The 25,452-nt window shown below is 43.4% G+C and carries 20 protein-coding genes; 13 read left to right on the top strand and 7 right to left on the bottom strand.

The genetic code is table 11. The features are described 5' to 3' along the window. The 4 genes from OEV42_06285 to OEV42_06300 all read left to right on the top strand — a co-directional run. Positions 1-729: hypothetical protein (locus OEV42_06285; protein ID MDH3973870.1), on the top strand; the 729-nt coding region annotated here is incomplete at its 5' end. A gap of 630 nt (positions 730-1,359) precedes the next feature. Next, positions 1,360-1,986, top strand: coding sequence for an MEDS domain-containing protein (locus tag OEV42_06290; protein ID MDH3973871.1), 627 nt, complete (start codon positions 1,360-1,362; stop codon positions 1,984-1,986). Positions 1,987-2,120: 134 nt separating this feature from the next. Continuing rightward, positions 2,121-3,578 carry an ATP-binding protein gene (locus OEV42_06295; protein MDH3973872.1) on the top strand — a complete coding sequence of 486 codons (1,458 nt, stop codon included), beginning with the start codon at positions 2,121-2,123 and terminating at the stop codon, positions 3,576-3,578. Between the two features lie 314 nt (positions 3,579-3,892). After that, complete coding sequence (locus OEV42_06300; protein MDH3973873.1) at positions 3,893-5,962, top strand: hypothetical protein; 2,070 nt, start codon at positions 3,893-3,895, stop codon at positions 5,960-5,962. Between the two features lie 187 nt (positions 5,963-6,149). Here OEV42_06300 and truA read toward each other — a convergent pair whose 3' ends face one another. Next, positions 6,150-6,887: a tRNA pseudouridine(38-40) synthase TruA gene (truA, locus tag OEV42_06305; protein MDH3973874.1), complete on the bottom strand. Its 738-nt coding sequence runs from the start codon at positions 6,885-6,887 to the stop codon at positions 6,150-6,152. A 328-nt stretch (positions 6,888-7,215) separates the two neighbouring features. Here truA and OEV42_06310 point away from each other — a divergent pair, with 328 nt between their 5' ends. The 5 genes from OEV42_06310 (at position 7,216) to OEV42_06330 (ending at position 12,817) form a co-directional block, all read left to right on the top strand. After that, entirely contained in the window at positions 7,216-7,341 is a 126-nt protein-coding gene (locus tag OEV42_06310; GenBank protein MDH3973875.1) for a hypothetical protein, read from the top strand. Positions 7,342-7,373: 32 nt separating this feature from the next. Beyond that, positions 7,374-8,147, top strand: coding sequence for an AMP nucleosidase (locus tag OEV42_06315; GenBank protein ID MDH3973876.1), 774 nt, complete (start codon positions 7,374-7,376; stop codon positions 8,145-8,147). Between the two features lie 181 nt (positions 8,148-8,328). After that, complete coding sequence (locus tag OEV42_06320) at positions 8,329-9,675, top strand: sodium:alanine symporter family protein (protein MDH3973877.1); 1,347 nt, start codon at positions 8,329-8,331, stop codon at positions 9,673-9,675. Between the two features lie 330 nt (positions 9,676-10,005). Then, positions 10,006-10,776 (top strand): sulfate transporter CysZ, encoded by a 771-nt coding sequence (gene cysZ, locus OEV42_06325; protein MDH3973878.1) that lies wholly within the window; start codon positions 10,006-10,008, stop codon positions 10,774-10,776. 91 nt (positions 10,777-10,867) lie between these two features. Continuing rightward, positions 10,868-12,817 carry a glycosyltransferase family 39 protein gene (locus OEV42_06330; protein MDH3973879.1) on the top strand — a complete coding sequence of 650 codons (1,950 nt, stop codon included), beginning with the start codon at positions 10,868-10,870 and terminating at the stop codon, positions 12,815-12,817. 40 nt (positions 12,818-12,857) lie between these two features. Here the strand turns inward: OEV42_06330 and OEV42_06335 are convergent, their stop codons facing one another. Then, complete coding sequence (locus OEV42_06335) at positions 12,858-14,999, bottom strand: TonB-dependent receptor (protein MDH3973880.1); 2,142 nt, start codon at positions 14,997-14,999, stop codon at positions 12,858-12,860. A 239-nt stretch (positions 15,000-15,238) separates the two neighbouring features. Here OEV42_06335 and OEV42_06340 point away from each other — a divergent pair, with 239 nt between their 5' ends. Together OEV42_06340 and OEV42_06345 are read left to right on the top strand one after the other, a co-directional pair. Continuing rightward, the gene (locus OEV42_06340; GenBank protein MDH3973881.1) at positions 15,239-15,418 is read left to right on the top strand and encodes a hypothetical protein; all 180 of its coding nucleotides are present in this window, start codon (positions 15,239-15,241) and stop codon (positions 15,416-15,418) included. Positions 15,419-15,438: 20 nt separating this feature from the next. After that, positions 15,439-15,777: a transcriptional regulator gene (locus OEV42_06345; GenBank protein ID MDH3973882.1), complete on the top strand. Its 339-nt coding sequence runs from the start codon at positions 15,439-15,441 to the stop codon at positions 15,775-15,777. A gap of 9 nt (positions 15,778-15,786) precedes the next feature. On the opposite strand, the gene OEV42_06350 is transcribed toward OEV42_06345, so the two are convergent. From OEV42_06350 to OEV42_06365, 4 genes are all read right to left on the bottom strand, one after another. Next, on the bottom strand, positions 15,787-16,833 hold the full coding sequence (locus OEV42_06350) for a peptidylprolyl isomerase (protein ID MDH3973883.1): 1,047 nt from the start codon (positions 16,831-16,833) through the stop codon (positions 15,787-15,789). Positions 16,834-16,835: 2 nt separating this feature from the next. Continuing rightward, the gene (locus OEV42_06355; protein ID MDH3973884.1) at positions 16,836-18,269 is read right to left on the bottom strand and encodes a S8 family peptidase; all 1,434 of its coding nucleotides are present in this window, start codon (positions 18,267-18,269) and stop codon (positions 16,836-16,838) included. A 191-nt stretch (positions 18,270-18,460) separates the two neighbouring features. After that, positions 18,461-20,029: a hypothetical protein gene (locus OEV42_06360; GenBank protein MDH3973885.1), complete on the bottom strand. Its 1,569-nt coding sequence runs from the start codon at positions 20,027-20,029 to the stop codon at positions 18,461-18,463. 516 nt (positions 20,030-20,545) lie between these two features. Then, complete coding sequence (locus OEV42_06365; protein MDH3973886.1) at positions 20,546-21,322, bottom strand: AraC family transcriptional regulator; 777 nt, start codon at positions 21,320-21,322, stop codon at positions 20,546-20,548. Positions 21,323-22,138: 816 nt separating this feature from the next. Here OEV42_06365 and OEV42_06370 point away from each other — a divergent pair. Then, positions 22,139-22,546, top strand: coding sequence for a rhodanese-like domain-containing protein (locus tag OEV42_06370; GenBank protein MDH3973887.1), 408 nt, complete (start codon positions 22,139-22,141; stop codon positions 22,544-22,546). A 49-nt stretch (positions 22,547-22,595) separates the two neighbouring features. Beyond that, entirely contained in the window at positions 22,596-23,135 is a 540-nt protein-coding gene (locus OEV42_06375) for a TlpA family protein disulfide reductase (protein MDH3973888.1), read from the top strand. Positions 23,136-23,308: 173 nt separating this feature from the next. Here OEV42_06375 and OEV42_06380 read toward each other — a convergent pair whose 3' ends face one another. Then, positions 23,309-25,444 carry an acyl-CoA dehydrogenase family protein gene (locus tag OEV42_06380; protein MDH3973889.1) on the bottom strand — a complete coding sequence of 712 codons (2,136 nt, stop codon included), beginning with the start codon at positions 25,442-25,444 and terminating at the stop codon, positions 23,309-23,311. Positions 25,445-25,452 lie beyond the last annotated feature (8 nt).

Consider the following 25,452-nt stretch of genomic DNA (forward strand, 5'->3'; position numbering starts at 1 on the left):
TTCGATATTCACAGGGAAGGCCAGGGCAGGAAAAAACCTTCACCATCGGAACCGTCCTCTTTCCTGGAAGAGGGAGATGAGGGGAGCGGTGCTAAAGGTATTGCTACAGAGGAGGAGAGCCAGCGCCGGTTTTTCGAATTTGCCGGACCTCTCTTCAGTGTACGCATATCCCCCTCATCGACTGTCGTCTCCGTAGGCAAGACGAAAGAATTTAGGGCCATTGCAAGAGACAGGAACAAAAGGACCGTCGACAGGGATCTCGTTTTTCACTGGGAAATTATGGAAGGTGGCGGCTCCCTTGATGAAAGCATGGGAGAAACGGCAATCTTTACCGCCCCGGAAGAACCCTGCCTGACACGACTGAAAGTGACCGTCTCCCAGGGTGATATCTCCACCCAGGCAGAAGCGCTGGTTACCGTTACCGACTCACTGCTGCCCAGATCGGAAGATAGGAGTGATCGAACGAAGGGACTCCCCGGCTATACTTTCCGGCGAGCACCGGGAGAGCTCTGGCGTTCAAAGTACGATGATAAGCAGAACGTCATCGTTATCAACAATGGCCACCGGGACTTCGTCTACGCATCCCAAACACGGGCAAGAAAGCTGCGCTACATTTGCCGTCTCTTTGCCAAGGAACTGGTGCTTGCCAATTTCCCCGGCGAAGCACCGGATAAACTGCTTGAGCGGATGGTGGAGCTAACGATTTATACGGAAGAACACTTGAAGTAAAGGGTCAGGAACTATTAAAAAACAACCTGCGCACTGAATCCTTCGATCTTACTCAGGACAGGCTTATCGATGAATACCACCAGCCGACAGCCCCAATGGAGTTAAGCGGAATCCGGAGTCTATTTAATTTCCTTTTTGTTAAAAGCTTTTTTCTGACGGGATTTACAGGATTGACCGGATTTTAGAATCTTTTTTTATCCTGTTAATCCTGTAAATCCCGTCTAAAATCAGCTTTTGATCTTTTAATTTTTTTGATCAGTTACCTCATGGAGATTTTCAAAGAATAATTTAAGGGTGATAATCTAAATATCATTTTAAACAAACCTGGACATGGCCACCCAATCAAACTCCCCATTATATTTCAACTATGGCTAAATAGTAAAAACACTTTCTTTATTCTACCCAACATTTGCATAGAGTGGATTCAATAATCAACTTTCAATACACACCTTACAACATGCCCGCCCCCGCAGCCTGCCGTCCTTGCAACAACACTTTATGATATACTTAACATAGCGGAAGGGGGCAAGTGATGAGCATCAAACAACCTGTCTTATTATTTACAGCACAGACGTGCAATGTCCCGACTTAAACAGATCATTTAAATATAAAAAGAGGGGGATCATTACTATGTGCAATAGTCATGAGAAAGTCCCAATGGGTTTTACAAGGGAGGCCTTCCCTGCCGGTACTCATATGTGTTTAATTTACAATAGTGAGTCAGAGCGTAAAAAGCTTATCGGCAAATTCCTGGAGAGCGGCATTTTATCAGGTGAAAAAGTCGGCTACTTTGCCGACATGATGACTCCTGCAGAAGTGCGGGATTGGCTGATAGCCATGGATATAGTTCTTCCAAAGGGGGGAAATTCGGAACAGTTCGCTATTAGGGATGCAGAAAACACCTACTGCCCGGAAGGCACTTTTATTCCGCAACGAATGCTTGACAATCTGAAGAAGTATTATAAACAGGCCCTCGATGAAGGCTACGGCGGCGCCCGTGTGAGCGGTGAAATGTCATGGGCATTGAAAGACATTCCAGGCTCTGAACGTCTCATGGAATATGAAGCGCTCGTTAATGATGTGCTCAAGTCTCATCCCGTTACCGCTATATGCCAGTACGATGCAAACAAGTTTGACGGTGCCACAATCCTCGATGTCCTTAACGTTCATCCTATGATGATCGTTCATGGTCAGATAGTGCAGAATCCCTACTACATGAAACCTCAGGATTTTCTTAATGAGTATAGCGGCAGATGATCAATAATATGGCAGTGGATAAAAAATTTGTTAAAGAGGATCAAATAAAAATCCTTGGGCAATTTATCTCCATGTTTAATGTATTGCATATCTTTCCATCGGAAGAAAAAATCGCCCAGTTTGTCGCGCAATCAATGAAAAGAATCGAAGCTGTCATTTCAAGCGGAATGTGCAGTGCCGGATTTCCTAAACCGATAGGTAATTTGGGTAAGACAAGCTGTAAGAGTTGTCAAAAAGGCGCAAATAGCGCCGATCCAAAAAGTTACTTTGAATGTGAACTGGCAAGCAAAAACAACATTCATGTTTTCCCAATGGAAACAATAGACGGCTTTTATGGATATCTGATTTTGGAGGTGGAAGATAAAAAGAAGTACGAATTTTATGAACCTTTTTTTAAAAATATTGCAAATTCTACTGCCATTATAATCGAAAAAATGCGGCAGAAGACAGAACTGGAAAAGGTCTATAAAGAGCTGCAAATACACCGTGATCAGCTTGAAGAACGGGTAAAAGAACGAACATGCAAAATTGAAGAAACGACTGAAGCCTTAAGAAAAAGTGAAGAGGACCTTCGCACCATCACTGATAACCTGCCGGCATTTATTGCTTATATCGATTCAGACCTGCGTTACCGTTTCAATAACAAGAGCTATGAGAAGTGGTTTGGCAAATCACCGGAAGAACTTTACGAAATGCATGCCAGGGAAATACTCGGAGAAGCAACTTACAAACAACAGAAACCTAAATTCGACACCGTATTATCGGGAAAAATTATCAGCTTTGAAAGTCCCGCCCGCTTCAATGACGGCAGTGAACATTATCTGAGTGGCAGCTATATTCCGGATATATCAGAGCAAGGAAAGGTTAAGGGATTTTTTGTTCTTATTAATGATATTACGGAGCAAAAGCAGGCGGAAGAGGAAATAAAACAGAAGAGAAAATTAGCAACAATTGGTGAGATGTCCGCATATGTAGCGCACGAGATCAAAAGTCCGCTGAATAATCTGTGCCTCAGTTACGATCTGCTTAAAAATTCTGAGTCCATAAAAGGAAAAGACAGGGAAGCGCTCCTCTTTATGGGTAATGGGCTGGAAAAACTTGTTTCAGTTTCAACAGACCTTCTCGAGTATAGCAAAAGAAAAGAGTTGAAAAAGGAGGAATTTAATTATTTAAGTGTTATGAACAGCCTTCTCACTGAACTCGATAAAAAGATGGCCTCTGCCGGCATTAAAGTTGTCAGAAAATTTCCGGAAAAATGCAGCCCTTTAAAAGCCGACCACGTAAAAGTACATCAGATCATTATTAACACATTAAACAATGCCATCCAGTCCATGCCCGATGGGGGGACCCTTAGCTTATCAACTAAAGAAACAGAAGGAAGCCTGATCATAACTATTTCCGATACAGGGGTGGGCATTAAAAAAAAAGACCTGGACAACATCTTTGTCCCCTTCTTTACTACGAAAAGGGAAGGAACAGGCCTTGGCATGACCATTTTGAAAGATTTTGTAGACCTTCATAATGGCAAGGTGATTGTTGAAAGTAAGGTAGGTAAGGGAACAGCGGTAACCATCACCCTTCCACTTCAGTAAGCATAGAATGAATTTGAGTAAGAAATATACAAGAAGAGATTCACAGACTGAAAGCTCATATTCAACTTTAATCAAAAAGGGCCCTTCCAGTTAAAAAGTATTATCTCCCGTTTATTTTTTAATTTATTTTCATTGACACATATAGCCTGATTACTTTATTTTAAGTTGATACACTTAAAAATTATTATAAGTGTTATAAGGGTGGTTTACTTTTGGATAAAACTTCAAACTTTCAAAACATGCAACACATTATCCGCAAAGACAAGAGCATTAAAACAATGCTATCGGTCTCAGGAATATAAAGAGAGGAAAAAATGAACGCTATTAAATCAATTAGCTTGTCTTTTTTTATAATAATTGTCATGTTCCCTGCGAGCAGCTTTTCCGAACCATCTAAAAGCATCATGACTAAAATCGAGGCATCTCTTGCCGGAAAGGAAATTTCCCGGGATGATGCCGCCATGTACAAAACCTTTTTCCTCTTTGACCGGAGCAGGCTGCCCGCCAGGTTTCTCGGGGAAGGCCCTGCCACCCCTGTAAAAAATGCCACCCTCATTATCAGGAATTTAAAAAGAGATTTTAACTCTTTCTTACCTCAAACAAAAGAAACACTGAGACCTTATCTCTTCAAATCAAAAGGGACAAGCTATTTTCCGCAGGAAAGCGCTTACTATGGCAGGAACGGCGCCTCCAAAATCGCCACAACCGGAGGTTTTGGATTTGATAATTATACGGTAACCGACAATTTTAAAATACAGTGGGGCAGCGCTATAAAAGTAAACCCTGACTATGTGGCAAATTTGGCCCAATACCTGGAAGACTCATGGACAAATATCATTACCGGCCAGGGCTATAAGGACCCTTTACCTGATAACCTGTTGGATGTTTATATTGGGGCCACAGATCATATAAACGCAAACTATAGCCAGGCGCCTATCTATCCTTACATTTACGGTTACGTTACCTACTACGGTAATATACATGTTCCTTATATGGTTGTTAATCATGAATATAGTTGGGTATATCCCAATGATGACCCTGAGAATCGGGCAATAGGAGCAATGAAAGTAACGGCGGCCCATGAATATTTCCATATTGTACAGTTTGCTATTGACGACCGGGAAGATTCCTGGTGGATGGAGGCGACAGCCACCTGGATAGAAGATGAGGTTTTTGATGAAGTTAATGACTATTTTCATTTTATTAACAGGGACGATGGATGGACAAAGCATCCCAATGTTTCTTTACAACTTTTCAACGGGAGCCATGAATACGGGAGCGCCATTTGGGGGAAATATCTTTCCGAAAGCTGGGGTGGAGTGCAGGCGATAAAATCAATCTGGGATAATTGCCAAACCGGGGGACCCAATGCTCTTAGTGCCATTAATTCTTTTTTCATGGCTAACTCTACATCGCTAAAGGAGGAGTTCCAAAAATTTGCCGCTAAGAATATATTCATGAATTACAGTGAAGGGAACGGTTATGGCAAGATGATTACGCATAGCAGTCATTCCTTCTACCCTGCTTCTCGTAACAGCATGGACTTTATTGGTAAAAGCCCTGACTACCTTGGAACGAACTATATCCACTTTCTTCCTGCATCAGGAACTGATTTGACCATCACTTTTGACGGTGACCAATACTACAGGAGGAGAGATATTGAATGGGGTGCAAATATTGTTCTAAGCACTATGACAGGTTATTCGACCGTTAAAATACCTCTCGACCCTGACCAGCAAAATGGTTATGCTACGATTAAGAATTATGGAAACTATGGCGATATCTATCTTGTAGCCACAGTATTATCCCCAACAGGAATCACTCCATTGGAAGATTCTTACCTCTGGTACTCTGATTACCCTGATGGAGTACCTTATGCTTACCACGCTTGCGAAGATTGCCCCGGTCCTCCTCCACTCCCTCTGGATGAATTTACAAATAATGATGGTGTCATAAGTGGAGGTGGTGGAAGCAGTGGTGGAGTCACCGGTATAGGTATAAGCGGCACTGACAGCAACTGGAGCACCGGGGGGGGGGAAGGCAGCGGGGGCAGCTGTTTTATAGCTACTGCCGCCTACGGTTATTATGATGAGCCTCATGTTATGCTGCTAAGAGAATTTAGAGATCAGTTCCTGCTTACGAATGTTCCCGGCCGCCGTTTTGTCAATTTATATTACCGCATAAGTCCCGATATGGCGGATTTTATTTCCGAAAGAGAATGGCTAAAGTCGCTTGTCAGAATTATGCTTATGCCTTTAATCGGTTTTGCCTGGCTCTCTCTTAAAATGCCTGCAATGCTTTTCTTGTCTTTATTAATAATTTTATCTGCCATGTCAGCAAAGCTATATTATTTTAAAAAGAATTTTAAGAAGCAAAGTGCATGATTTGAAGGTCAACAGGCCTGTAGCTATTGGAATAAGCTTCTTTGTTGCAGTGTTGTCGGAAAATCTATGTGAAGGCCTTCCCATAGACATGGGAAAAAATAACGCTCATTATCTTTTAACAGTCAATTGATCAACAGCTTTTTTTTACGATAAATGAGACGCTCTGTATCTCTATAGAAGTATTATTTCAATATTCAACCTTAATCAAAAAGAGCCCCTGCGGTGGCGCAGTCGCTCCCGCCTTTGTCCTGTCTTTTGCCTCCAGTAATCGGCTGAACTCTTCAATGGTCATCTTGCCGAGACCGAGAGCAACGAGTGTGCCCACAATATTACGAACCATCTGCTTGAGAAAGGCATAGGCCGTAATCTCGAAATGAATGCAACCCTCCCCTTTTTCCTCAAAGGCAACATTCAGCACCCGCCTGACGGCATGCTCCGCCCCACATCCGGAGGCCCTGAAGGAGGAAAAATCATGTTTACCAAGCAACATCTTCGCCCCTTTTTCCATGACTTCAAGATCGAGCGACGGCCTTATATGCCAACATCTCTCCCTGTCGAGCGCCGAGGGCGCTTCACGATTGAGGATCACATAGCGGTAGGTCTTTTTCTTTGAACTTCTTCGCGCATCAAAATCAGATGAAATCTCTTCCACCGATTTTACGACAATATCCTTAGGCAGGATGCCATTCAATCCCCTCAGCAAGCGTCTTGTTTCCATGGCGCTGCCCGTCTTGAAACTGACAGGCTGGTTCATGGCATGGACACCGGCATCTGTCCTGCCTGATGCAATAGCCTTTACCTTTTCCCTTAACAGGGTAAAAAGCGCCTTTTCGACAATTGACTGTATGGATCGGGCATTCTTCTGTACCTGCCAGCCGTGATAGGCGGTACCGTCATATTCCAGGATAAGTTTTATGTTTCGCAAAAGACAGTCCTCTTCATTCTATACGTTTCTATATATCCGGCGAGACCTGCATATCAGGCGCCGGAAGAACTTAAGCGCCCCTCCTTGCCAATAGCATAAAGAGTTAGAGGAGGGCCAAAAAGGTTTAATTGATCAATGATTATCTGGAATAAAATATTGACCTCTTTACATCCACCTTTCTTTTAAATCCTTTACGCCACAAGGGCCTGCCAGGCTCCCCATGAAGGGAGAATAAATTCTTTATTGATTTACACATTTACACCCTGACTTCTCACCTTGACAAAATAGAGCATCTATTCAATAATTGCAACACCGAGGAATAAACAGGATGAAGATTGTTGTCACGGCAAAGGCTTTATGCCCGACTTATGCAATGGCGGCAGAGCTTATGAGCTTTCCCGGTATAGTCACCGTTTCCCTGATTTTTTTTGCATCCTCAGCGCTTGCGCGGTGATCAATGATGACTTCTAAAAAAGAGGCGCCCCTATGTTAGACAAATTGTCCATTGCGAAAAACTGGCTGCCACGGTATACGGGCATGCCCCTTGATGAGTTCGGTGATTATGTGCTGCTCACCAACTTTCATAATTATATGACCAAATTTGCCGATGAATTCAACTGTAATATTTACGGTGAAGACAGACCCATGCAAGCAGCCACCAATGCGTCAGGTCTGACGATGATTAACTTCGGTATCGGGTCATCTAATACGGCAACCATTATGGACCTTTTGAGCGCCAGGCACCCCAGGGCAGTTTTATTTCTAGGCAAGTGCGGCGGTCTCAAAGCATCTACGGAGATCGGCCATTTTGTTCTTCCCAATGCCGCCATAAGGGGCGATGGAACGAGCGACGATTACTACCCCCCTACAGTCCCGGCAATGCCTTCCTTTAAGATGCATAAATTCATATCCGAAAAGATAGTCGAACATGGTCATGATTACCGGACAGGCGTTGTCTATACGACAAACAGGCGTGTTTGGGAGCATGACGAGCGTTTCAGGGAGAGGCTTAAACAGCTCACCTGCCTGGCTATCGATATGGAGACGGCCACTTTCTTCATTGTAGGCCATTATAACGAAATAGCTCGTGGCGCTCTGCTCCTCGTTTCCGATGTTCCCCTGTCGCCGGAGGGTGTAAAGACAGAGGAAATGGATGAAGAAGTGACAAGAAAATGGGCCGATCTGCATCTCCACATCGGTATCGAATCGATGATGGAGATCGGAGAAAAAGGAGAGCAGATTAAGCATTTCAGGTATTAGGAATTGAAACCTGCTGGAACTTGATGTTATTAACCTCCCCTTCGTCCCCTCCTTGGCAAGGAGGGGATAATGATTCCTCCCCTTTACAAGGGGAGGTTAGGAGGGGTTTATCAGCATCAGATATGTAATATATAAAACTGTCTATATAAAAATAAACTTTGTAATAACTCCTTAACAATCTATGAAAGAAATACTTGATACCATAGACGGTTTCCTCTGGGGCCCTGTCACCATCATCATGCTTCTCGGAACAGGCGTTTTCATGACCATACTGGTAAGCGCCATCCAGATAAGGAAGTTTCCCTACGCCTGGCGCCTTATTTCAGGTAAGTATGACAATCCCGATGATGCCGGTGAGATTACGCACTTTCAGGCACTAAGTGCTGCACTGTCGGCTACTATCGGGACAGGAAATATTGCCGGTGTGGGTATAGCAATTGCTGTCGGCGGGCCCGGAGCACTCTTCTGGATGTGGATAACAGCCTTTTTCGGTATGGCCCTTAAATACGGTGAGTGCCTTCTTTCCCTAAAATATAGGGTTATTCATGAAGACGGCTCAATCAGTGCCGGCCCCATGTACTACCTTGAAAAAGGCTTGGGTCATAAATGGCTGGGGTTCCTCTTTGCGCTTTTTGCATCCATCGCTTCGTTTGGCATCGGCAATATGGCTCAGGCTAACTCAGTAGCCGAACCAGTACAAGCTCTCTTTGGCATCCCCAAAATTATCACAGGACTTGTTATCGGTTTTCTCGTTTTTGCCGTCATTATCGGAGGTATCAAGCGGATTGGCCAAGTGGCTGCCAAGTTAGTACCCTTTATGGCGGCCTTTTACATACTGGGAGCCTTGATAATTATCATTACAAATATTGGAGCAGTACCCGCTGCATTTGCCACTATTTTTCATGATGCTTTTAATGGAGCGGCAGCCGCAGGTGGCTTCACAGGTGCTGTTATTGCTCAAACAATTCAAATGGGTGTAGCAAGGGGACTGTTCTCTAATGAGGCAGGTCTTGGTAGCGCTCCCATTGCCCACGGTGCTGCCCAGACAAAGGAGCCTGTCCGTGAAGGGCTTGTTGCCATGCTGGGCCCCTTTATCGACACAATTGTAATTTGTACTATGACAGGATTAATCATTGTTCTCTCCGGTGCTTACACATCAGGCTTGACAGGCGCTGAGTTAACAACTAGGGCCTTTAATATAGGCCTTCCTATTAAAGGTGGTAATATCGTAGCTATCGGTCTTATTATCTTCGCTTTTTCAACTGCTATCAGCTGGTCCTATTATGGCGACAGGTCAGTTGAATATCTTTTTGGCCCAAAGGTAATTATGCCTTACCGCATCATCTATTGCATGCTTCTCCCTGTCGGAGCGACCATAGAGCTAAGTACAGTTTGGACCATATCGGATATTTTCAATGCGCTAATGGCCTGGCCGAATCTGATCGGCCTTATTCTACTAAGTGGGGTAATACTGAGAACGACGAAGGAATATTTTGCAGATCCCAAAAGGGTTAAACCGGTAAGGTAAATAGTCTCTGATAAAGAGACAGAATATCTTTATCCTGAAAGGATGAACTAATATTTTTTCCCATTAAACAAAGCCGAGTGTTGCTATTGCCGGCGGAATAAAGGCTACAAACTGTCTGAGCGTAGCGAGTTTTTGTAGCCGCTGCAGGCAATAGCATAAGCGAGGGAAGCGGTCGGCCAAATTTTAGGGTGGCTTTCTTTTGCATACTTTTCTTTACCCTCAAGGGGCATAAATGCCACCAAAGAAAAGTATGATCTCTATAGAGATGAAATCTTATTTTGAACTGACCCAGTAATTGGGATCTTGTATACTTTATTAATTAGGAATAATATGGACAAACCACGATCAACACCAGGCATATTACAGGGATTCTTCTACCCTTATAAAGGGTTCATGTTCATTATCCGTAATCCCGGACTACTTTCTTATGTGGCCATCCCGGCAGTCATCAACACACTGCTATATTCTCTCTTTCTCTGGTATACATCAACAAGAATTCACCGTTGGATTGAATCATTAATCTACAGGGGTGAAGAATGGTACTGGGCTATACTTTTTTATCTTGCCATGATCGTTGCAGCCCTGCTGATTCTGGTACTTGTCGTTTATACTTTTACTATCGCAGGGAGCCTCATTCTCTCACCCTTTAATGATCTTCTTTCGGAAAAGGTGGACACCCTTTACTCGGGTGGCACTGCCCATGAGCCATTTCGCCTGAAAGGGATATTCAAGGATATGGCACGGTCCGTCAAAGCGGAACTGGGTCGCATAGCCATCTATCTGTCCGGCCTGGCCCTGCTGCTTGCCCTCAACCTCTTTCCTCCCATAGGGACGGCAATTTACGGCGTAGCGATCACCCTTTTCACTATGTACTTCATCGGTTGGGAATATTTTGACTATTCTCTTGAGCGTAACAAGTTTCCCTTCAGGAAAAAGCTGAAATTTAACATACGCAACGGTCTGACACTCATTACCTTTGGCGCAGGCGCCGCACTTGCCCTCATGGTTCCTGTGCTTAACCTGGCGGCCATACCTGTCTGTGTGACAGGGGCAACACTGCTTTTTTGTGACCTTAAAAACAGACGGGAAGATAAATCCTGAAGTAGCAGGTAAAGCTGATGACCAAACTTAACAATAAGGAGAGACATAATTCCTCCTTAAATTTCTCCCTCCCGATAATTGCCATGATAAAATGAAAACAACTTCAAAAATAACTTACTTTATCTTTCCTTTACTTCTTTTTATCGCAGCAGGAGCTATTTATCTTCAAATAAATCACCATAAAAAAGTCATATTTCTTTCACCTGAAAAGGGAGCGCACTGGATAAAGTATGACCGTCCTTACTGGCTGGGAAGCCACAGACATGAAGAACAACTCGTCATTTTCAGGAAAAATTTCACGCTTAACAAAGAGATAAGTCATATCAAGCTCAAACTGAGGGCATTAAAGTCTGCCCGGCTCTTTCTCGACGGGCAGTTAATTTATGAAACACCGATCAATTATAGTAACTGGAGAAAAACACAAAGCCTTAAAATAGAAAAAATAACTTCCGGGAAACATACCCTTCATGCCTTTATATCAAACCAGGACGGTCCGCCGCTCCTGCTGGCCTATTCGGAAAATTTTAAGCTCTTTACCGATAGAAGCTGGGAAACGATGCGACCTGACAATTCATGGCAGCCTGCTGTCCTCATTGAGGAAAACCGGTCCGCCTCTATTTCAAAACAATTTTCTCCGGTAAAAAACGCGTTTTGGGAAACGCTCCCTTATGGACTCGTCATATTTATTACCTCATTTATATTTTCAGTGGCATACTATTATCGTCAACTGCCCGGGTTTTCTTACTTTGAAAAGGCCCTTTCCCTTTCAAAGCTGAGATGGCTTTTAATTATTGCCTGGATCACTTTATCCATAAGCAGCCTTATCAAATACCCTCTTGCCGGTTTTGACTACCCTGCGCACATTGACTATATTAATTATGTTGCTTCAAAGTGGTCCATCCCACTGGCTTCAGAAGGATGGCAAATGTTTCAGTCACCTCTCTATTACATAATCAGTTCCCTTTTTCTCAAAATTTGCCTCTCTTTTTTCAGTGAAGCAACAAGCTACCAATTATTAAAAGTCATTCCTCTCCTGTGCGGGCTCATACAGGTAGAAGTTGTTTACCGCACGATGAAGATTACCTTTCCCAAAAAGAAATACGTCCAGGCAACAGGTCTAATTGTGGGCTCCCTCATGCCGATGAATCTCTATATGTCGCAATATATAGGCAACGAACCCATGGCCGCACTTTTTTCTTCCCTTGTCATTTTACTGATTCTTCAATCCATTCGAAATCCATGGAAGGCCCAATCGCCAAAACATCAGTTGCTTACGGGCCTCTTCCTCGGCCTTGCTATACTGACAAAAGTTTCAGCCCTACTTTTACCGGTACCTGTTTTGCTCGTATTTTTAGGGTTAAACATTCAAAAAGGGAGAGGGAATCTTAAAAAATCCCTTTGGACTGCATTGAACATCATAATGCCTCTATTTATTATTGCCGGATGGTACTATGTGAGAAACATGGTTTTGCTTGGCAAGCCATTCATCGGCGGCTGGGACCCTGCAAGGGGAATCAGTTGGTGGCAAGACCCGGGATACAGAATTATCAGTGATTTGACAACTTTCGGCACAGCGCTGGCTTATCCTGTTTTTTCAGGAACATCAGGTCTGTGGGATGCAATTTATTCTACCCTTTGGCTGGACGGTTTCCTCGGTTCTGTGGCAGACTACCGCGGAAAACCACCCTGGAATTATTCATTTGTCCTTACCCTGTCATGGCTCTCCCTTCTGCCCACAATTGCTATGCTTACAGGTTTCTTTTCTATTATGAAAAAACGTGAGCGAGAAGATCAATTCATACTCTTGATCTCTACTCTCTTACTAATACTGTACTTTGGAGCAATTATCTATCTCTACATTCAACTCCCCATCTATAGCACTGCCAAGGCATCTTATACACTGGGGCTCATCCCCTGCTATGCAATCCTCTGCGGTTTCGGACTGGAGTTGCTTTCACGGGGAGTTATCTTACGGTCAGCAGTCGTGGGGCTAATATCCTGGTGGGGTATTTTTGCTTTTGCCGCTTATTTTCCAGTGTAAGATAATTAAGGGGGGCTAACAGCGCTGTTAGAGTGATTGATTAAAACTTATACCTTCCTTCAATTAGGGCGCTCATTCCTTCTCTTGGATAATCATCGCGAATTGTCGGTTTCCATTCACCAGCAATATCATCATAATAGATTGGCGCCGGATCTTCATATTTTTTACCAAGAAGATTGTGAACAGACAGTCTAAGTTCAAAGTTCTCGATGAAATTTTTTCCAATGACTGCCAGGTCTACCAGGGCATATTCGGGAAGCTCTGAACGCCCGTCACGCACATGCCGCGAGCGCTTGCCGCTTACGAAAATATTTGTATTTACGTCTATGTAATTGCCTGCTTTAGCATTGAAACCGATATTTCCCTTATTGTAAGCGATATTGGCAATGTTTCTCTTGCTTTCGTTATCCTCTGAATCTTGATGGGTGTAGTTAAGATAGGCGGAAAAGCCTTTTGAAAGATCTCTCTTATACTCAAATTCGATACCCTGTATTGTGGCTCCACCCCTATTTTCAAATGCGAACTGGCTTGGAATGGACTGGGGTACAAGCTGGATTCTGTCCCTGAATCTGTTATGGAAGTATGTCAGTGTTGCAGTGGAAGTCTCCTTTGAAACACGAACAAAACTCACTTCATAGGTAGTCATCTTTTCCGGGGCAAGATTTGAATTCCCCAAAACAACAGGATTATTGATATTATGCAACTCTTCAAAACTCGGCGCCCTGAAAGCCGACCCATAAAGCAGTTTCAAGTGCCACTTTTCGGTTAATCTCCAGACAAATGCAGCCCTGGGATTACTTGTGCTGCCAACATCAGAATAGTCATCATACCTGATGCCTGCTGTCACATTTACATGAGCAGTAATATCCCATACATCCTGTAAATAAGCAGCGCCTATATACCTCTTTTTCTCCTGGTTCCACTGGCGAATATCCCCTACATCTCTTACGTTACCATCGGTATAATATGTCCATGCAGCCGGATTATAGTTGGCATGATGTTCAAGGTCATAAGCCTCGTAATTTTCCCAAAGTCCTCCAAGGGTCAGTATATTTGAATCGGTCAGGTCAAAGTCAAATTGCAGTTCTGCGCCTTTTGTCCTTGATTTTAAACTGGGAACGCCAATCATACCGTAGGGAAAGATACCAAGGTTGGGAACATTTGCCCCTTCAGGGTAAATTTCCCATATCACCTTAAAATGAAATTCATCCCAGTAGAGCCTGGAAGTGATTTTTCCAAGCGAGAAATCCTGACCATAAACCAGTTCCCCAAAGAATTGATCTATCCTTTCCTCCGTTTCATCATTCAGGGCATTTCCAACACCAATATAACTTTCCTCTCTTTTAGTGACGTATTTCGAGTTAAAACTAATACCTTTATACTTTGCCTTAAATGCGGCTTCAAGTTTACGCTCTCCATCTCTCGTCTTCCCTGAGTTTCCAAGGATATCACTATCCACGTTCAAGCGGGCGCCATAGGTAGAGTAATAATCAACCGACGATGCTATATCAAGCTCATCCCACTTCTTACCAGCCTGGAGGTTAACTTTCCCTGTATCATAACTGCCACCGGCCGCTGTAAAAATAACACCATCCATGTCTTTACCATCTTTGGTGATAATATTAATAACCGCTGAAAAGGCATTGCTTCCATAAAGAGCAGAACCGGGACCTCGAACGACCTCTATTCTTTTTACATTGTCTACACTGAGGCTATCAAAGGCATAGGTGGTCCCACCAAGTAAAAGATTATTAAGTGAGTGGCCATCGATCATTATTTTGACCTTTTCCGAATTAATCGTCACAATACCTCTCACTTCAATATTTTCCTTGCCGTAATATCCCCTGAAAACATGCATACCGGGCACCCGGTTAAGTACATCCATAATATCCCTCGCACCCATACGACGGATATCCTCTGCCGTTATGATAGTGGCAATTGCCGGTGCATCAGCAACGTTTTGAGGCTGTTTTGTCGCCGTTATAATGAGTTCCCTTTCGTCAAAAAAAAGAAGCATCTCCTCCATTGAACCTGCATAGTGAATCGGTTCAACTTTTTTATGGGAATCAATAATTTCGATGCTGGCAGGCATGGTACTTGCCACTGAAGCGACTGAAGCAACTGAAGATAATGCAGTCAGCAGAAAGAAAATTATTATAAAAAGAATGAAAGATCGTTTCATACTGGATTACCTCAACAAGTGGAAAAAAGGAATCGGGCAAAATTAATTTCTATTTACTGCAACCCACACGACACATATTGCTATGTCATGCGACATATATTGCTGATCTAACATTTTGCCTAATTTAAAGTAGATATGTCAAGTCAATTACCCGAATTATGTTCCCTTGCAATCTTTAAATTTTATGTTAACGTTATTTATTAGATAAGGATGACTGCTGTTGAAAAGGAGGTGATCCTGTGAAAATTAAGTTTTTCCACTTTCATGAACCTATAAACGTTGAAGCAAAAATAGATGAATGGCTTGATGAGAACCATGGCATTTCAATTCATCATATCAAGCAGACTGAATCTTATGCCGACAAAGAAAAATGGTCTCTTTCCATATCCATTTATTACCTTGAACCGATTATTGAATAAAAAAGAAGACCTGAGGACGAGTGAAAAAAAGGCCTAAAGAACCATATATTTCCGCACAGAGAAGCAAAACAATAAGACAGAGCATGATTGCTCTATTGGAGCATGATGAATACTCTGGAAAAGATATATCGGCAGAAGTGGGAATAAGGGAAAAAGAGGTTTATGAACATCTCGAACATATACGTAAATCGGCAGGCAAAGCATTCATTGTCACCCCCGCCAGATGCAGGAAATGCAATTTTATTTTCGATAAAAGGGAAAAGATAAAAAAACCGGGCAAATGCCCGGTTTGTCATAATCAATCAATTGAAGCACCGCTCTACGCTATCAGGAGCGGAAACCCAAAAACTAGACCATAAGATATCTTGCTAGAGCTTAAAATTCTCACGATGAAACTCAATTTTTGCCTTTTCTCTTAATTCGCTTATATGTGAGGCAATCTTTTCTTTTGAGATTTTCGGTTGAAGATATTTAACCAAAAAATTTCGGACTTTTTCAAAAGACAACTGCTCCTCTGCTTTTTTTTCAACAACCTTGACTATCTGATAGCCAACAGAAGTTTTTATAATATCACTGACTTTACCGGGTTCCATTGAAAAAGCAAACTCCTCGGCCTCAAGAGGCAGGTAACCTTTTACTATAAACCCAAGATCGCCCCCCTTAGCGGCAAAATCATCTTCCGAATGCTTGACAGCCAACTCCTCGAAGTTACCTCCCTTTTTTAGCTTTTCAAAAACCATCTCCGCCTTTGCTTTAGCTTTTTCCAGATCTTCGGGAGTGGCATCTTTTTCTGTGCGAATTATTATGTGACTCACCTTAACTGATTTTTCGGTGATAAAGCTCGGCTTTTTTCTTTCATATAAATCCCGGATATCTTTCTCCGGCACCTCCGGGTTGATCAAACCCTTTTTATTCAGATATTTTTTCAGGGTAAGGTCCTGAGCAAGAAATTTCCTCAATTTTTCATCTGTTTTGTATCTGTTCATAATATAAACATTAAACAATTCCTCAGATGGGTATCTTTTTTTGAGCATTTCCATTTCAGAATTAACTTTTTTTTCCAGGTCTTTAACCTTTAAACTCCTGCTGGCCTGAACCAGTAATTGATGACCGATTATTTTTTCAAGCTCTCTCTCATAAATTTTTTCAATGAGACCTGGATAAGATCGTTTACTCCCCTTTTTTTCATATATCTTAAGTTGCTGATCGACAAGAGGAACCATCTGTTCTTTATAGATCGGTTCCCCATTAATAGTGGCAATAATAATCCCGGTCTCTTTCAAATTGCCTGATTTTCCGCTCTCTTTGGAGAGAACCGGCGTTGGCAAGATAAATAGCAAGACCACAGCAAGAAAGATAAATGAAGCAAGATTTCGACTTCTTCCTTTAAAGAGCAGGTTTTCTTTAGTTTTCATTTTTAATCCCTATACACCGTTATCTCTGCAGATGTTCCCGCTCTGCCATGAGGATAGAATACCATGTGACCCTCTTTATTGGATAAGTCCACAGACAAACTCAAGTCGTCACCATCCTTAATAAAGTTAAAAAGATGTAATTTTTTTTCCACTATTTCACCATACATCTTCTCCGTCAAGGCAACTCTAAGGAACAATAAATCATTATTTTTAATATTAATGCGATAGGTTCCTGAGTCCAGGTTAATTTCGCGGCCGTTTATGACCATCTTTTTTTCTCTTTCTGTAACAAGGGAGATCTTTTCAATAGCGCCATACCCCGAAACCCGAACCATACCGTTTCCATAGAGTTCATCAAAACCGGGCCCACCCAGGTCCATGGCATGGGCAATCAATGCTAACCTCACATCCCTGTTGTCTTTTAATCCGTCTCCATTCATATCTTCCAGGGTTCCGGAAGAAATAAGTAAAGCAGCGGCGCCTGTCACATAAGGGGCCGCTTGAGAAGAGCCATGAAGATAACCATAATTCCCTTTTTCAGCTGTCATTGTTGACAGGATATTTATGCCCGGTGCAACCAGTTCCACTTCGGGACCGATAGCAGACCAACTGGAAATATTATGATCAATATCAATGGCCGAAACAGCCACCACAGAGGCATAACTAGCGGGATAACTAACGGCCCCACCCCTGTTATTACCTGCTGCAGCAACGAGAAGCACACCCTTTTCATAGGCGCTGTTACAGGCCTCTTCAAGCAATTGAACCTGAAAAGTAGTGCCGAAGCTCATGCTAATAATATCCATTCCATTCATTATGGCCCATTCAATTCCTGCCAGAATATTACTAAGCGACGCAAAACCAGCGCCATCAAGTACCTTTACGGCATAAAGCGATGTCTCGGGAGCGACACCAACAATGCCTGTACCGTTAGCGGCAGCAGCAATGATCCCCGACACATGGGTCCCGTGACTGTTATAACCATCATCATAAGGGTCATTATCATCAAAGACGAAATCATAACCTCCCTTATAATTACCGGCCAATTCTGCATGCATATAATCTATCCCTGAATCGAGGACCGCAATTTTAACCCCTTTGCCCCTGACACCGTTATCATGAACTGCAAATGCGCCTATATGCTCTGCCCCCCATGAATTCCCAAGCTCATCTCCCGACAGGGGAGAAACCAGTGAAAGCAGGACATCTTCTTGTATATAGGCAATAAGGGGATCATCTTTAAGTTTTGAGATCTCTGCTTCCGGCAAGGTTGCAGAAACAGCCTTTACAAAGGAATGAATGCGCTTGATCTTGCCGTTATGATTTTTGATTTTACCGGTTTCCTTTAATCCGGGCTTATCTTTAAAAACAACGATTACCGGTTTTTCGCCGGCAAAAAGAGAGGGAGAGAAAAGCATAGAAACAAATTGAAACAAAATAACTGTCAAAAAGAAATACTTTTTTTTGTTATTATAATTTCTCATAAGAAAAACCTTTTGCCTTTCCTGTAATGCAAAGATATGTTTGATTTAAAAAAATGGGTGGGGAGCCGGACAGGCCTCCCCACACTAAAAGTAGATCACATAAGAACAAAGTAAGATACTAAAGCATCGACAACAACTAAAACTTACTTATTCTTGCCGTTACCTTTTCCCTTGCCTTTATTACCTTTGGTTTCACAAGCAGCAGTGCCTGTTGCCGTACCAAGAACGGTTTGTACTGTAATATCACCACAACCAAGAGTTGACCTTGCAATGATCTCTGTTGCAGTCCATGAAACAATATCGGCCTTTTCAGTAACACCATCTTTTGTTACATAGACACCTATAGCAGAAACATAACCCTGCTCAGGCGCCGGACCGAAATTTGAACCGGTGATGATAATGTCCGAACCACTTTGCGTTGCGCTGGTCACGACAACAGGTTCATCGACAGTGATGGCATACATACCACTTACCTTGTCAGCTTTGCTGAGGTACAGGTAGTAAGTACCTGCAGCAAGCGTACCGGGAACCGTCGCTGTTATGACGGTATTCGTTATGCTGTCAGGCGCAATGGTAATTGCATTGCCGGCCAAATCATCGATAACTACGTCGGAAGAGAAGTTTACCACAGGACCACCAAATTCGGATAAATCGAGGTCATTGATGAAGCCAAGCCCTTCGATGGTTATGGACGCCGCCACTCCGACAGCAAATCGTAAATTGCTGACAGTATTGATTTGAGGCACATAAGCGCCCGCCCCGGGAGCGATATCGTACTGGGCAAAGTAGCCATGACATCCGGCGCAATCCTGGCTCGTACCGACATGTCCGTAACCATGACTACCCGCGTTACCGGTGTAATTAACCATGATATTATGCAGTGTAGAGATACCGTGGCACTCTTCACACTTTCTAATATCGAGGATATCTTCCCCGAGAAGCGCGTTACCATGACAGAATTTACATTCATTGTCATCATTGATACCAAGGGTCGTATTATGGTGGTTTGAATCATTCTCACCGATAACATAGCCGGCTACAGTACCCGCCTTATGACATGACTGACAGCCACCGATACACTGACCGGTCACAGGATCTTTAATGGGACAGCTGTTATAATCATGATTATCTATTTCCGTTTGACTACACTGCTCAATCCCCGGTTGACCCAGGTTATCCCTGCATGTATTGGGTGTAACCATCGTCTTGGCGTAAGTCGGAATATCATGGGTGATCGTTTCCGCATTGTTAACGGTGCTTCCATGACAGCGATAGCACTGCTTGGCTTTGGCAAAGGGTGTCCTGTGGTGAGGCGAACCGGGAACGAGTATCCAGGTTGAATAATTGCCGATAACACCATCCAGACCGGGCCTACCATCTATATGGCAGTGCTGGCAATCCCTGAAAATATCAAGTTCCGTCGACATGGTGACAGGATTGTAAACAAGATCATGACAATCCATACACTCGTTATTATCCCTTGCAATAGTGGCGTGGTGCCTTGAAGGAACGTCGAGCTGGTCAAATGAGCTGAAATTACTTAACGCCCTATCGACATGACAGGCCTCGCACTGCGCCTCAACGAGGTTGTCAAAGTTACCATCGGGAAGACCCAGGTCCTGGTTAACAGGCGGCGGCGGAATATCAGCATAAGACACGGATGCTGCCGCGAGCATAGCAATCGCCAAAATTGCCAAAATAATATTTTTCATAGTTTGTTGCTCCTTTCTAGAGTTAAAAAAATAAAAAAACAAGTTAAGTGCGATAATTGCAAATGCCTTTGTTGATATTCTCCTCGCACCGGAGAAAGGCATTACTATTTCCACCACCTCCTTTTATAGTTTTTTTATATTATTAGCAAGTAATTGAAATGGCTATTTGTGCCTTCAGCGAGAAAAGTACATAACACAGTTCTGCCTGTCAATTACCAGCGTAATATTGACGTTTACAAACATATATCATTCTTCAGAGTAAATTTCTTGACCGTTTCTGCTTTTTTTTTGATCAATATTATTACTACCCATAAAATACCCATTCAAAAAGGATGATGAACAGGGATCCCTTCACATTCAGGGGAAAAGGGGGTTCTTGCAATCTCAACAAAGCAGGTATTGACAATATTCTGCACAGAACCATTCTTCAAAAATTTACAGGGAAAAGCGCGCTCTGTGTCAGACAAGTAAGCCTGAAGATTGACTTAGAGTTTGCGCACCCTTGACAAATTGACACTATTTAACGGCAGGGCCTTGAATCTTTTTTTTGAGAGATTTCCTGAACGAGGAAGGTGTTTGCTTTGCGATCTTCTTGAATGTCCGTGTAAAATGATACTGGTTGGTAAAACCGCAGGCAAAAGCAATTTCACTCATAGAGAAACTTTCATGCCCTAAAAGGTCCTTGGCCATAATTATTCGTAAATCATTCACATAGGACACAAAGGTCATATCCATTCTTGCTTTGAATACCCGCTCAAAGTGTGAAGTGCTCATGCCGGCTTCCCTTGCAACACGGGTTAATGTAAGGTTTGATTTATAGTTGTCATTGATGTAACTAATTGCTCTGTCAAGGCCATCAAGGCCTTTATATACCTTTTTTTTGGCGCGCCCTTTTTTCAAGTCCAGCACGGTGTTAACACTTTCATTCAAACAGTCCGCATCGAGAGGATTATTAAAATAATCCCAGGCGCCACTCCTGAAAACTGTGATTGCCAGAGACTCACTCCCCTGATCTGTCGTAACAATAACAGGAACTGAAGGTTTGATGGACTTGAAAAAGCGGAGTAAATCGGTTGACTTTTGATCACCATCATGATCAAGCAATACGACATCAATTTCATTTAGCACGAAGAGATCTCTGGCTTCAATCTGTTCAGACACAAAAATCATATTGAAATCACATAATGCGATATCCAGGCCTTCGAACTTTATTTTAATATCCGAACCTATCAGCAAAGCCGTTTTCGAAGCATCTTCCATAGAGCTATTCCAGAAATAAAAGTTATTTTCCACTAAATCCTTATATTTTTTCCGGGTTCATACCAAAGTATTCCACACTTAAAACAACAATTCTTGCCACATACTGCTTTTTAAGAAGAATATTGCCACAATCAATACCTAAGCAGAATGCGCAAAAATAAACTATAGTTGCAACAAAGGGAAACAAAATACTCCTTAATGTTCCAGATGTATCCATAGAAAGAGCGAAAAAAAGGGGAGGGAAGGTACCCCCCCCTAAAAAATTATAGCCTGGTCTCACAGCAGGGACGCTTATATTTGCCGCTCTTTGAGAGTCACATGCACCGTATGCCAAAGTGAATGCGCCCCTGTCAAGACAATATATATTTATTATAGCATGTGCCTGAACCGGTATCCAGCGGCCGGCCCCTTTACTAAATTACAGGTGCACAACCGTCACGCGCTTCCATGTCTGCCAAAACTTCCACTTAGCCTGATATTCCCCGCCACCAGCCCCTTTTCAACAAAAAGAAGAACCTTACTATTTCCAGGTGCAGAGTCAGAGGCAAAGCAGGGACAGTCACCGGAAAGTCCTCTTTTCTCAAAACTTTTTTTACAAATTCAAATAAAAAAAATCTCGCTATTTGAAAAGAACATACCTCCAGAAAAACAATTTTGTCAAGACATATCTTGCCGTTTGCAACACTTTTGCAATGACTAATCTTTCACTATCACCTTCTTCAGCCAGTAAATATATGCTTTCCCCCATTTATAAAAGAAGAACAAAATCCCGGCAATCATTTTTTATTCAATTGACTTCCTGGAGTCATTTAGTACAATAGTTTAATCACTTTTAAGAAGGAGAAAGTCATGATCAATAGACCTTGTCAGCCAATAGGGTTCACGCTGCTGGTTATCGCTTTTGTAATGACGGGAACTGCATGCATGGCCGGAGGATATAAGAATATTTCACCCACCGAAGCAAGGAAAATGATTAATTCGGGACAAGAAAGCCTGCTCATTCTCGATGTGAGAACAGCCGGTGAATATAAAAAGGACAAACATATAAAAAATTCTGTACTCATCCCTATCAGCGTCATTGAAGCCAGAATCAGCGAGATTGAGGCCTATCGTGAAAAGAATGTAATCGTCTACTGCAAGGTAGGTGGCAGAAGCAGCAGAGTCAGCAATTACCTGACAGGCCAGGGTTTCAAGAAAATCCATAACATGACAGGCGGAATAAGGGAGTGGAAACGACTCGGTTATGAAGTTGAGTAGCCTCTTCTTCCTTACTCTGATTTAAAAAACATAAAAACGAAAGCAAGCAATGAAAACCGTCAGAGTACTATCTGCATTAATGCTTCTTTTTCCCCTCTTATTTGCCTGCGGGGAAAAAAGGGAGAGTAAAAATTATGACCACTTAAAACCCTATCTTCTTCCCGGCGCCCGGGCAGCAAACTTCGAAGCAAGGACGATGGAAAACAGGTTCATCTCATTTTCTAAATACAGGGGCAATGTGATCTTCATGACGGTCTGGAAAAAAAAGAGCGCCGCCTGCGTACAAAATATGGTGACCCTTGAGAAGATACATGAGAAATACAAAGGCAGAGGTTTTACTTCCGTGGCCCTTAATGCAGATAACCTCAATTACGTTCCATCGGGCAAGATTATCGACTTTGTCAAAGAAAAAGGAATCACTTACCCCGTTCTGCTCGATGACCAGAACCAGGGTATCGAACGTTATAAAGTCATTAATATTCCCATTACCTTCCTCATCGACAGGCAGGGCATCATAAACTACATAGCCTACGACAAGGAAGACCTTATGAGTCCTGAAAATCTGGCGAGGATAGAAAAGTTGCTCTAAAGTCCCTAAAGCCCCCTTTCCAGAGAGGACGTCTAAAATCCAGGAAGGGAAGGGAGATTTTAAATAAGGGAATATGAATCCTGCGGGTTAGCCTGTCAGCAACAGAAAAAGACCCGGTAATCAAGCGCCACCGGGCCTTTTTTAATGTATAACCTCTACTTCAGAAAAAAGCCTTAGCCTTCCTTCTTCTCCCCCTCTTCAACCGATTTTTTACCGGTGGCAGGCTCTTTACTCGCCTTTTTGACAGGAGCCTTTTTTGACTTCGGCGCGGCAGGCTTCTTTTTAACAGTCCCTTTTTTTTCACCCATCTTGGGAGCCGCCTTTTTGGCCGTCTCTTTTTTTGTCTTCCTTGTGTCAGATTGCTTTTTAAGGGCTTCTTCCTTGACGGCGCCTTTTACAGTCATCTTTTTTACACTCTTTGCAGCTGCCGCTTTTGCTTCAGCTTTCTTCTCTTCTACTTCACTGCGCCATGTAGATACTATCCCCTCTTCAAGCCAGCTGAATTCACCATGGAGAAACTTCTTTGCAAGTTCGTATTCCGATGCGTCATCATTGCAATAAACGGCCATATGGAGAGATCTGATGCGCCTTCTTGACCGTTTGCAAAAGGCATCGGCCAGTTCAAGGGGTGTTCTGTCGCTCCTGTTTCTGCTGTAAAGCATCTGCGCCCTCGATATGGCGGCAGCCATGGCAAAAATCTCTGTTCCCATATCGACAATCCTGCCAAGAACACGCTGCTTTTTCTCAAGCTTTGCCTGGTAGCGCATCATGACATGAAAAAGGGTCCTGGCAAGACGCCTTGTGGCCCTTTCCACGTATTTAAGGTGGGGGTAGAGCAAGCCTGCCATCATGTGCTTTTCGGGAACATGGTTTCTTACCGCCCAGAGCCGGGGGTACCACTTGACGTAATACTTTGCCGCTGCAACCATATCCATCTTGCCGGTAAGGGGTGAAAGCCTGGCTATCTTCATATGGGGATCGAGGGCCTCTCTTGCAATAAAGAGATGCATAATATCCGTCGTCCCCTCGATAATGGTATTTATTCTTGCATCTCTTAGCATGCGTTCCACAGGCATGGGCTCTTCCCCCCTGCCGCGAAGGGAATCGGCCGTCTCATAACCGCGACCACCCCGAACCTGGAGTGTCTCATCGATAATCGACCAGAGGCGTTCCGTGCTGAAAAGCTTCGCCATGGCCGCTTCCAGCCTGATATCGGCCACACCCTTGTCAGCCATGGCGGATGTTAACCAGGCCACCGATTCGATAGCAAATGTATCAGAAGCAATAGCAGTAATCTTTTCAGCAACAGCCTCATGCCTGCCAATTGGTGCACCCCACTGATGACGTTCATTGGCCCATTTCCTGGCGATAGCAAGGCACTGTTTTGCCACTCCCGAACTTCCGGCAGGGAGTGTGAGCCTCCCCGTATTGAGGGTCATAAGGGCGAGCTTGAGCCCCTTTCCTTCTCCCATAATAATATTTTCCCGGGGAACCCTGACATCCTGAAATTCAAGCAAGCCGTTATTAAGACCGTTAAGACCGAGGAAAGAGCAGCGATGTTTGACCGAAAAACCTTCCATCCCCTTTTCAACGATAAATGCCGTAATCTTCGTTTTTTCAGGATTGTCAGTAGGCGTGCGGGCCATGACAATCAGAATATCCGCTATGGGACCGTTCGATATCCAGAGTTTTTGGCCCTTAATGAGAAAATGCTTTCCGTCCCTGGTGGGCGTTGCTGTCGTCGTCATTTTGGAAGGATCTGATCCCACGCCGGGTTCGGTCAGGGCAAAGGCCGAAATTGCCCCCTTTGCAAGTCTGGGAAGAAACTTTTTCTTCTGCTCATCCGTACCGAACATCTTGAGAGGCTGGGGCACACCGATACTCTGATGGGCCGAGAGAAAGACAGCCGTCGAGCCACAATGGCTTGAGATAAGTTCGATAATTCTTCCGTAATTATACTGGCCAAGACCAAGACCTCCATATTCCACGGGGATCTTGATACCGAAAAGTCCCAGCTTTTTAAAGCCTTCAAGCACTTTGGAGGGTATTTCCCCCGTCCTGTCGACCTCATCAGCATCGAGTTCCTTTGCAAGAAAGGGTTTAAGCTTTGCAATTAACTCATCACCGGCCTTTTTGTCTTCTTCACTCTGTTCGGGGAAAGGCATAATGGCATCCATATTGAGCTTTCCCATAAAAAGATCACCAACAAAGCTCGGATTGGCCCACTCCTCTTCCCGCGCCTCTTCCGTTACTTCAAGGGCCCTTCTTTCTTCAGCCTCAGAAATCTCGCTATCTTTTTCTTCCACCATAACAGCCT

The organism is Deltaproteobacteria bacterium (assembly GCA_029860075.1).
Classification (GTDB): Bacteria; Desulfobacterota; JADFVX01; order JADFVX01; family JADFVX01; genus JAOUBX01.